General features: G+C 56.6%; 6 protein-coding genes. 4 read left to right on the forward strand and 2 right to left on the reverse strand.

The genetic code is table 11. The features are described 5' to 3' along the window. Window positions 1-14 precede the first annotated feature (14 nt). Together ABRP30_RS07460 and ABRP30_RS07465 are read right to left on the reverse strand one after the other, a co-directional pair. Window positions 15-1,007 (reverse strand): hypothetical protein, encoded by a 993-nt coding sequence (locus ABRP30_RS07460; RefSeq protein WP_349976515.1) that lies wholly within the window; start codon window positions 1,005-1,007, stop codon window positions 15-17. A 320-nt stretch (window positions 1,008-1,327) separates the two neighbouring features. After that, a complete protein-coding gene (locus ABRP30_RS07465; RefSeq protein ID WP_349976516.1) occupies window positions 1,328-2,311 on the reverse strand; it encodes a hypothetical protein in 984 nt (327 codons plus the stop codon). A gap of 290 nt (window positions 2,312-2,601) precedes the next feature. Here ABRP30_RS07465 and ABRP30_RS07470 point away from each other — a divergent pair, with 290 nt between their 5' ends. From ABRP30_RS07470 to ABRP30_RS07485, 4 genes are all read left to right on the forward strand, one after another. Continuing rightward, window positions 2,602-5,085: a hypothetical protein gene (locus ABRP30_RS07470; protein WP_349976517.1), complete on the forward strand. Its 2,484-nt coding sequence runs from the start codon at window positions 2,602-2,604 to the stop codon at window positions 5,083-5,085. A gap of 350 nt (window positions 5,086-5,435) precedes the next feature. Next, window positions 5,436-7,253: a hypothetical protein gene (locus ABRP30_RS07475; RefSeq protein ID WP_349976518.1), complete on the forward strand. Its 1,818-nt coding sequence runs from the start codon at window positions 5,436-5,438 to the stop codon at window positions 7,251-7,253. A gap of 29 nt (window positions 7,254-7,282) precedes the next feature. Beyond that, window positions 7,283-8,170: a hypothetical protein gene (locus ABRP30_RS07480; RefSeq protein ID WP_349976519.1), complete on the forward strand. Its 888-nt coding sequence runs from the start codon at window positions 7,283-7,285 to the stop codon at window positions 8,168-8,170. Beyond that, on the forward strand, window positions 8,167-11,019 hold the full coding sequence (locus ABRP30_RS07485; RefSeq protein WP_349976520.1) for a hypothetical protein: 2,853 nt from the start codon (window positions 8,167-8,169) through the stop codon (window positions 11,017-11,019). The genes ABRP30_RS07480 and ABRP30_RS07485 overlap by 4 nt, the downstream gene beginning before the upstream one ends.

Genomic DNA, 11,019 nt, shown 5'->3' on the forward strand with positions numbered 1-11,019 from the left:
AGAATGGGTAGAAATCACTGCACGATGGCGCAGCGCACACGAGAGGGGCCAGTCGTGCCGCCCTCGTGCCAACGACCGACCATGACCCTACCGGCAAGCTGGCAAGTAAACGCGCTTTGGTTCTCTGGTTGTGTGGCGCTCCACGGCAAAGGCGTTACGGTAAGTGCATGGCCATTAACCTTGGGTGTCGCACAGCGATAGCGTGTGTTGCCACTTTCGCGGCCATCATGATCGCGACCGGTCATGACCGTATTAGGTGGGCAAGAAAAGTAGTGCCCGCCCGATTCGCTGAGTGAGGCCGATTCAATTTCGTCGCTTAACGTGACCGCATTGCCATCCTGTATAAGAGGGGCGCACCAATAAAAAGTCTTACGGCCGTAATCCTGTTCATTGCGTATCCTTACAATAATTACTTCGTCTTTCTGGCAACTGAACGTCGAGTCGTATTCGGTGGCTACTTCATATTGGCTAATGCTGCCATGTGTTGTGGGCGTTAGCTCCGGTGTATCGATCTTTCCTGATGTGGTAACTTCAATGCATTTGACCGAGTCTCTTGGGTTGGCGCCTTGTTCCATTCGTTTGTTGAGCAGTTGTAAGCCGGGCGTAATCATTTGTCCCGGCGCAACCGTGTAAAGGTCAATAATTTCCCAGGGTGTTGACGGGTCTGTAGAAGTTGTTGGATTTATTGCAGTGCGTACTGTGATTGCGTGTTCGCCCTTACCGGGGGTGCACCAAGGGTCATCGGTCATGTAAATCCTCGCGGCTGAGGGGAGATCGGTCAGTACGATGCTTCTGACTTTCCAGTCCTTGCATTTCGTGGCTGAACCATGGGCGGTCAGGTTGAATTGCTGAGTGACCCCTGTACCGGGGCCTGGCACACTGAGAGCACATTTGTCTCCTTCTTTGTTCAGCAGCGTAATAGTACCGCCGGCCTGTGCATTTGCCGCGTGATTGAATGAGATGAGCAGTAAGGCTAGTAAACTGCACAATAGGGTATGTTTAGCCATGGTGGCTACCTCGCGTCGGGTCGATTAATAGGCCGGTGTCTGTAGCCGTGCTTGACGTGCTCCAGCCGTCATTACTCTTAAAGAAACTAATCCAATCGGGGCGGGGAGGCACCTGGCAAAAATGATAGGTCCTTCAAGGGCGCACAGGCTGGTCCAGGATTAACTGGCAGTGCTAATAAAATGTAGTTATTGCCAAGATGACTATGGGATACCGTTAATCTCGCTAGTTGGCGAGTGTGCCTGCGGAAATTGAAAGCTTCGGCGCTGACAATGGATAAATTGCTCATGACGGGGAGACCTATAGCGCGAATGGATAAAAATCATTGCACGAGTGCGCAGCGCACACGGGTATCGCCATTTTCGTCGTCATCATGCCAGCGACCAATCATGACCTCGCCAGGCTCGCATTGGAAGTTACTCCCATCCTCGCTTTGCTCTTTGCTCCATGGCCCAGGCGTAACGGTAAGTCTATGGCCGCTTTCTGTCTTGGGTGCCTTGCACCGATAGACTGTGTCGCCATTTTCGTCGCTGTAGTGATCTCGGCCGGTCATGACCTGATTAGGTGGGCAAGTAAAGTAATGCGCGCCGTCCTCATTGAAGCGACGGGATTGGCTTTGCTCACTTAATACGACATGGCTGTCGCCTTGCTTTAGGCGTGCGCACGTATAAGTGGTAAGGCCGTTCTCGTCGTGGTCGTGTTCTCTACCAGTAATCACCATGTTTGGCGGGCAATCGAACACAGAATTACGTTCGCCTTTTGACAATTCTTCAAAATCGTAAACGCTCGTGGGTTTCAGCTTCGGTGTATCGATATCTGCGGAGGTTCTAACTTCAACGCACTCGACCGAATCCCGTGGGTCAGCCCCAGGTTTCTGCGTCACCTCCATCAGCTGTACGCCGCGGGTAATAATCTGTCCAGGCAGAAACGTATAGAGGTTGGCGATTTCCCAGGGGGTCCGCGGGTCTGTAGAAGTTGAGGCCTCTGAGATGCGTAATGTGATTTGGTGTTTGCCCTTATCGCGGGTACACCAAGGGTCATCAGTCATGTAGATAGTCGCGGCCGCGGGAAGATCCGTCAACACGAGGCTTCTGACCTTCCAGTCCTTGCATTGCAAGGACGAGCCATAGGCGGTCAGGTTGAATTGCTGGGTCACGCCTGTGCCGGGGCCGGGAATATCAAAAATGCATTTTTCGTTATCCGGATCCAGCAGTGTGATAGTACCGCCGCCTTGCGCAACTGCGGCGTGGTTCACTGAAAGAAGCAGTAGAGTCAATAAACTGCACAGTAGCTTATATTTAGCCATGGTGGCTGCCTCGCGTCAGATCGATTGATAGGCCGATGGTTGTAGCGGTGCTTAACAGGCCCCGGCTTTCTTTACTGTTAAAGAAGCTAACCCAATGGGGGCGGTGAGGCACCTGGCAAAACTGCCAGGTCCGGCGGGGCGCATAGAGGGGTCCAGATTATCTGGCAGCGTTTCAGGCTAGGTAGCCCAGGTGAATACCGAGGACCTGATAATTTTGCTAGTAGGCGGATGGCGGGGGCTCAGTTATAAAGAAGTTCGGCTCCCGCAACGCATCAATTGAGGACAGAAAAATGGCTAGAGAATCGCTTGAAAATTTCCTGAGTTTCATGCGCGAAAAACCTCGCACTTTGGGCTGGGATGCGATTGTCGCGTATGACCGTAACAAGGCCAATGATTTGCTGGTACAGGAATACATAGATCGGTTCGAAAGTACGGCATACTTTGAAACTCTGACCTTTGCTGTACCCCTCACCCGCGGTTGGCAAGTCTCTGAAGGGCAGCGTCTAGACAAGCCCCGCCTGACGTTCGAGGATGCCGAGCTGGGTAACAGCACAGCAGATTTGTCCATGCGCATCGTGGGCGGTCGCCAGTTTCACGTGGGTCTCGACCTGAACGGTGGTTATCGGTTCAACACCATTAAACTGGCCGATGCACTGAATGGGCCTGTACTGCATGTGCGTGTGCGCTTGGGCAATACGCCGGGTGTTATCGAGCCAGTACAGAATGGGGAGGCAAAGGTCGTCATCGACTTGAGCAACCCGACTTGGGAGTTTTACCTGACCTTCTCAGACTACCCGGAAGAGAACCATTTGGGCGGTGCGCGCTACAAAGAGATCTTTTCCAATTGGCCTGCCGAAAAGAAAAAGTTAACCCTGAATACGCTCAAGGTTGCCCCGGACGAGTTCGTGCAGCCAGCCAGCTTTTTGATCAGGACCCATGCCGAGCCCAATGCGACGGGTGGCGAAGGTGCTGTGCTGTTGTTCGTGACAATGCAGGGAGGTGAAAACGGCAGCTTGCCGGCGACTGATGAAGATTTTCATTACCTGTTACCCGATGGTGAAACGCCCTATAGTACCAATGTGATTTTTTCTCAAAAATATTTCGTGACACGGTTGGTGGCAAAATGGTTTGCCGGACTCAATAGTGCCAACGCTGATAGCCCTTTCGAGTTCAAAATATCGGGCGACGGTGACGGGAGAGAGACGTTCATTCAGGGGATTGAAGCTACGCGAGGCGTTTTTCAAGCACCGCGCTATACGACCGATCGGAGTGCCAGGCCTTTTCTGGACTATCAAAATGGATTCAATCTTGCATTTGGACCTGATCCGGTTTTTGGGACGGGTAGTTTCATTGCGCGGCATTACCAGCTTTCAGAAGATCTAGAACTCGATTGGTCCGGGTCTAGTAACACTTTTGTGGAGGCCAGCACGAATACAGGGCAGGGGTGGTATGCCGGTGAGTCTGATTTCACTTGGGGCGGGACTGCTACTTTTAAGTTGGTACTGGATTATCAAAATCAGTGTCGAATGCAGCTCTTAATCTTCACAGCCGTGGGTGAGCTGGAAGTTAGGTCGGACTGGTATGACCATGCCAAGGATTATCCAGCCATGTATGAGGTCATAGACGAAACGAACAGAGTAGGAGGCGAAAAGGTCAAAGAAGCACTCACTGAGGCCATCCACAGCTTCGATGGTGCTACTAACGATCTCAATCTGTTTCTGATTCATGGGTTGTTGTTCAGGGGCGGAGCGGAGGTCATACAGCCTGATAAAGCCCACCTCCCCGGTGATGTCGTACTTCCTGGGTATCTGGCCCCCTCCAGAACAGCCCTGAAACTCAATGCCACTGAAGTGACCATTGGCGCCGGCTCGTTCTATCAATTCACCGCCGAGCCATCCAGCGGGGTCACTTGGGCCGTGAGCAACTTGCCGGATGAAGAGGGTGATTGCGGCAGCATCGATGCCAACGGCAAGTACACGCCCATGGCCGCCTCGACAATCCCCCATGCGCAGAAGGTGGTCATCGTCACGGCCACCAGCGGCGAGAATATCAGCCGGGCCCTGGTCACCGTCATCAAGCGCAGTATTGCCCTGGACCCGGTCATCATGACCGCCGAGCAACTCGCCACCAAGGAGAACGTCTACAAGGTTTCGGGCGCTTCGCTACAAGGCAGTAACCTCCAATGGCGTATGTCGGAGGGTGCGATCGGGTCGATCCAGACCGACCCGAACCCTCTTCCGGACGTGCAGGATGGTCGCCTGTATGTCGTGCCCAAGAAAAGCAGCGCCGCGACCATGGCGTTCGACGAGCGTTACGGCAAACTCATGCCGGTGCCCTCCGAGCAGTGGCAGGCCAGGCGGGCGGCAGGCTGCAAATTTTCCGCAGTCGACCTTTCCGATCTCATGGCCTTCGAGCAGATCATCGTCGAAGGGGGAAACGACAGCCAAACCATCGACGTGCTGTTGCCGCTGCGCAACGAAACGCACTGGTTCACGTACCAGCCGATGGCTGACGGCGCCGTGCAGCTGGAGTTCTGGACCGATACCCAAGAGGGCCATTACCAGGTCCCCCCCGAAGATGCCGATTGGTTTCTGGTCATTGGCAACGGAACGTTAGAACTGGGCCTGTACACGCCTGCTGCCGATGGTAGCGACAGCTATGCCGTAGTGGCGGCCTACGAGCAGGGCGCTCGTGGCTATTGGTGGACCTACGCCATCCTGCCTATGCCCTATCTGGACGTGGCGCGCATTATTGAAAACGGAGAAAGCTCATGATCTCCAGTCGCTACAGCCAAACGCTTCACGCTTGGCCTAACTGGCCAGCACGCTGAAGTTTACTGTGATCTTCATCAACTATGTCGGCACATTACTTGTTGAGCCAGGTTATGTGCCGGCCGTTGGGTGCTGCATGTTTTTTGCGCTCGCAGCTTAATTAAAAATAAGTGCAGCAACGTCAATAATCAGCACGCTAGGGGCTGTCCAGGCGGGGTGCCTACCGTGCCTGAGATCGGTTGAAGGCCGATGTTTGTTGCGCCACTTAATCCGGTTGACCTGTTAATTTTGCTAGTAGGCGGGTGGCTCAAGCGCACTTATAAAGGAGCTCTGAGCCCATGAGGAATATGCCAATGTCACGCCGACTTGAACAGGCGGTCGAGCCGCTAACGCCGCCACCCGCCCCGATCATCGAAATACTCAATACCTACGATGAAATCGATTTTGAAATCTTGGGCGAGGATGATCTGGCTGTTTCGATGGAATGGCCAGGCATCGCACTGGGCGATACATTTCACGTTCACTGGCGAGGGGCGGATGCCGCAGGCCAAGGTTTTGATATCTACAGCGATCATGAGGTCGATGAGAGCAATTTCAACTCCCAGACAAACCGCGTCACGATCAACATCCTAAATGGATTCATCGTTGCCGCAGACCAAGGCTACGCATTCGTCTCCTGCGAAGTAACCAACCCAGCACTGGGGCATTCGCTGCGTCGCTTCGCTTTTGTGGGGGTCCGTGCACATCGCATGGAACATCTGCCGGTCGCGCAGGCTTTGGAGTCCCATGGGTTGTACATCGACCCCGATGACCTTGGCAGCGCCGGGGCGACGTTCATCATCCCTCCCTACCAAGCCATGCAAAAAGGCGACGACGTCAAGTTGACCTTCCAGGGGTACAGCTACGATTTCCCTGAGGTCCCCTGGACCGACCTTGAGCCAGTGCTGACCGAGGCCGATGTCGGCCTGCCGGTGATTAGGCAAGTTCCCAGGGACCAGTTCAATTTCCTACAACACGGCGATTACGCGGATGTCTGCTATCAGGTCAAGCTTGCTTCTGGCGGCGAGGCCCTGGTGGGGCCGGTGCAGAGGCTGAACATTGGCCCGCTTCCCGAGGACCGCCTGCCGCAGCTGACCATCGACGACTACGAGGGCGGCGAACTGGACCCCATCGAATTTCCCGAGGGGCTGACGCTGCGGGTCAACGCCTACCCTCAGCTCAATGTTTCGGACTGGATCTTGTTGCAGGTCAACGGGCAGCCCGTCGGCTTCGAACGGGCAGACCTGAGTACCCTGCATGGTGGGGAGATTACCTTCCAGCTAGGCGCGCAGGTGCTCAAAACCAGTGAGCGTCTGAAACTCTCGTACCAAAGCGCTCGCGAGGGCCTGGGCCTGGCTTCGGAAACCCTGGATGTGGAGCTGGTCGACACACGAGACTTGGCAGTCGTCGAGGTCGAGCAAGCCCAGGGGGAAGGTGGCGAAAACCCCAGCCATTTGTGGCTCGATGCCAATAGCGCTATAGGCGGGGCCTATATCAATGTGCCGCCCGTCGACCTGCGCGTGGGCGAAACGGTGCAGGTGCATTGGCTTGGGCGCCCCGACGCCGGTACCCATGTCGCCACCGAGCCGGTAAGCCCCGCTTGGCCCTGGCGCTTCAGGGTGCCTGCCAGCGCCGTGGCGGCCAACATGGAGGCCAATGCCCAATCCGCCAATAAGCGCTTCGAGGTGCTCTGGCACATTGTCAAGGACGGGAAAACGCTCCAGGTCTCGCCGCCGGTCCATTTACGGATATTGCCGTTGGTCACCAGCCGTTATCCACAAATCACCTGTGCCCAGGCTCGAGGCCAGTTGTTGTCGCGTGAAAAAGCCTTGGCGGAGGGGGCACACCTTGCTCTCACGCAGTGGGTGTTCATGGCTGCGGAGCAGCATGTGAACATCGCGTTTTTCGGTACGGGGAACTCGGGTCCGTTCGCAAGAGTTCTACGTAATGAGCCGACCACGCCAGACGAAGTGGCGGCAGGCGTGATCGAGCTCCCAATCCCGGAAGACGTAGTGAGGGCGCAGACGCTCGGTGAAGTGTTTGAAATCCACGTAACGGTGAACTTCGAAAACGTCGATAAAGAGGATGTGACTACGACGTTCTCCACACTTTATTTAACAATGGCTCAATAACGATTGATCATTCAATCGAGGACAGAAAAATGGCTAGAGAATCGCTTGAGGATTTTCTGAGCTTCATGAGCGAAAAGCCCCGCACTTGGGACTGGGACGCAATTGTCGCTTATGACCGTAATACGACTAATGACTTGCTGATGCAGGAATATATAGAGCGTTTCAAAAGTGATGCGTACTTTGAAACGCTGACCTTTGCGGTACCCATCACCCAGGGTTGGCAAATTTCCGAAGGGCAACGTCTGGACAAGCCCCGTCTGAAGTTCGAGGCTGCCGATCTGGGTGACAGCACAGCAGATTTGTCGATGCGCATCGTGGGCGGCGGCCAGTTTCACGTGGGTCTCGACCTGAACGGTGGCTATCGGTTCAACTCCATTAAACTGGCCGATGCCCTGAATGGGCCTGTACTGCATGTGCGTCTGCGCTTGGGGAAAACGCCGGGCCATATAGAACCGGTATACAAAGGGGAGGCGAAAGTCGTCATCGACTTGAGCAATCCGACTTGGGACTTTTACCTGCCCTTTTCAGACCTTTCCGATCTCATGGCCGTCGAGCAGATCATCGTCGAAGGGGGAAACGACAGCCAAACCATCGACGTGCTGTTGCCGCTACAGACCGAAACGCACTGGTTCCAGTACCAGCCAATGGCTGACGGCAGCGTGCAGCTGGAGCTCTGGACCGATGGCATGGATGGCGCTCTGCGGATAGAACCCGAATGTGCCGATTGGTTTCTGGCGAAGGGCAACGGAACGTTAGACCTGGGCCTGTACACGCCCGCTGCCGATGGTAGCGACAGCTATGCCGTAGTGGTGGCCTTCGAGCCTGGCAATCCTCGTGGCTATTGGTGGACCTACGCCATCCTGCCCATGCCCTATCTGGACGTGGCGCCCATTATTGAAAACGGAGCACGCTCATGATCTCAAACAGCAAAGGTCAGATTCTCCAACGCCTGGAACAAGGCCAAGTCATGAACGGCTGGGGCGCGATCATCGCGCTCGAGGGGGAGCAACTCAACAAGATGCTCGAACAGCGCTATCTCGAGGCCTTCAGAGACCTGAGCTTTCTGCTGCCATTCACCCTGGAGCTGTCACCGGGCGAAAGGCCGGATGAACAAATCGTGTTGAACAACCTGGTGTTCGGCGTGCCGCGGCTGTCGTTCGAAGCAGCCCAACTGGCCGACAACAAGGCCACGCTTACCTTGGATATTCTCGCGGGCACCATGACGCAGATGTTCGACACCCCCGCGCAGCCGCCAGTCATGCTGCAGAGCACCAACCTCGGCGCGGGGTCGGGGCATCGCGTGCAGATGACAGTGAGCCTGACCGTTGTCACGGGGCTTATCGATGGCAGCGGCAAGCTGGCGATCGACATGACCAAGGCACAGGGTTTCGACTGCCAGTTGGGCCTGGCCAGGGAGGTGGAACTGGAGATCGCCCAGGCCATGGGTGCGCGCATCCAGTCGTTGCCCGCCTATCGGCAGATGTTCACGGTGGCCACGCTCGACTTCCAGAACAAAGGGCCGTTGAGCGTGCAGCGCTTCGAGGTGTTGACCCAGCCGCATCCTGATGCTGCCAAGGCCGCGCAAGAAGGAGCAGGGGCCGTTGTGCTGTTCTGCCAGTTGCGTGCGGATGACGAGCCTGGCGGGTTACCGACCAATGATGGGCGTTTCCCCTATCTGATCCCCGACGATGTCGATATCCAAGGTGGTGCAGCATTCAATGCCACGGTGTTGATGCATCAGCGGTTACACAAGTTCTTCCCGCTCCAGGTCCCGGGTGTTGCAGGGCACCTGGCGCTACCTAACGCGCATGTGCTGGGCGAGGGTGAGACACATGATCCGCTGGACCGCGTCACTTTCACGCGGGTAAGCGCCACAGAGCGCTCGTGGTTCGTCGAGCCCTTGCAGGCGCAGATCGAGGCCGGCGGCGTCAGGGCGTTCAAACTGGTCAATGGCCGCGGCACCCAGGCCAACGCAACGGCGTCCCAGTGGACCGCCGCCAACCTCCAACGCCAAAGCACGGGGACGATGCGGCCAGACGGCACCTACGAGGCCTCAGCGCGCCCTGCCTTCAGGCAGAATCAGCAAGTGGTCGTGGTGTCCAACGCCTTCCAAGACGGCGGACAGAACCAGGTGCGCACCTCGATCGCCGTCGAGCACGCCGAGCGAGTGTCCATCTCACCCAGCGCAGTCACCTGGCGCAGGGGGGAAGGTCCTATCAGCTTGATAGCCAGTACGACGGGGGGGGCCGCATCCTGGTCCTGGAGCCTGGAGGGGGAGATCTATGGCGAGCTGAGTCCAAGCGGGAATATCGCTACATTCCTACCCGATACGCCGGAACAGAACGTGCCGCAGATTCTGCTGCAGCGCATTCGCGCAACCGATACCAGTAGTGGCCATTTCGCTGAGGCCACTGTGGTCATCATTGCCTTTAGCGCCACATTGACCGTCACTCCGGCGCATGTGCCGGCAGTGGATGCCACGCAGCCGATCACATTCCAGGTGGAAGGAGGGAACGAAGGCATTGAGTGGTCGCTTTTCGGAGAGGGCTTTATTGATAGTGAGACGGGGGAGTTCACCCCCCCACCGAAGCCAGACAGCAAGGTCACGGTGGTGATGGCGAATTTCCCGCCACGCCAAAGCGGCTATGCGGTCGTCGAACTGGCCGCCGAAGCGGTGGAACCGCCTACCTGGACCGCCCTCACCGAGTTCAGCCTGGCGATCACGGGTTCGAACACGTGCTACGCCAACGGCATGCAACAGGTCGAAATCCTGGTGACGATCGAAACCTCGACGCCTAGCGGGCAACCGAAGCAACCGCTGTCACCCACTGAGCTCTCCACGCTCAAACTGTATTATGACGCTGGCAGTACCCAACTGGAGTTCCTGGCGCCGGAGCAGGAAGGTTTGCCACCTGGCAGCGGTATCGACTGGGCAGTGGCTGTGCTGCCGAACCGCTTCCACCCTCAAACCGCCACTACGTCACCGGCGATTACTGGCGACCCTGAGGCGACCCGCCGACGGTATCTGTATCTGCAGAGTGGCCAGGCGACCAACACCCGGACGATCTATGCCAAGTTCACCAAAGATGGGGGTGGCGAATATGACTCTCGTGATAAGAACGGCAAGACCGACATTCAGAGCGTAGCCCCGCCAACGCTCGACGCCAGCCATTACAACCTGCAACGCGATCGGATCAAGGAGATCCGTGGCAGTAATGCAGGGGGACTGGACGACCCGTTCAGCTATTGGACGGCATCGCTCGACTACTGGACGCTCTCGTACAGGCTTCATGGCTCTGGGCCTAACGTAAAGTTCCTGCTCTGTGAGCCTGTTGCTGCGCTTTCGGCAGTGCGCTGGGAAAGCGAGCAGTTGGATGAAAGCTTTGCCAGCTACCTGGCCTACGCCTTCAACCCCTATGAGGGCGAAGACCCATCCTCGCCTCCGGGGCTCATTATCGACCCCTGGCTGCGCGCCTTGTTTGCCGAAGAAAAAATCGGCTTCGAGGACCTGGAGGAAGATTTGGTGCCAGGCAAGGGGCCTGCGCCGGGTGACTTGATGGTCAGCCTCCACCGCATGGATGACCTCGTCTATTGGCATGACAAGATGGGTAACGGCGAGGCATACCGCAATTACCGCGAGCACCTGGAGGGGGGCTTGAAGTTCAGGCTTCGGGACCTGTACGGCAACCTGCATCCGGTCGTGATCGATTACCCTGGCCCGACGGTGACGGGCCACCGTAACACCGTTGAGTTGCGCCTCTGGTGA

Source organism: Pseudomonas sp. WHRI 8519 (assembly GCF_040224055.2).
Lineage (GTDB): Bacteria > Pseudomonadota > Gammaproteobacteria > Pseudomonadales > Pseudomonadaceae > Aquipseudomonas > Aquipseudomonas putida_X.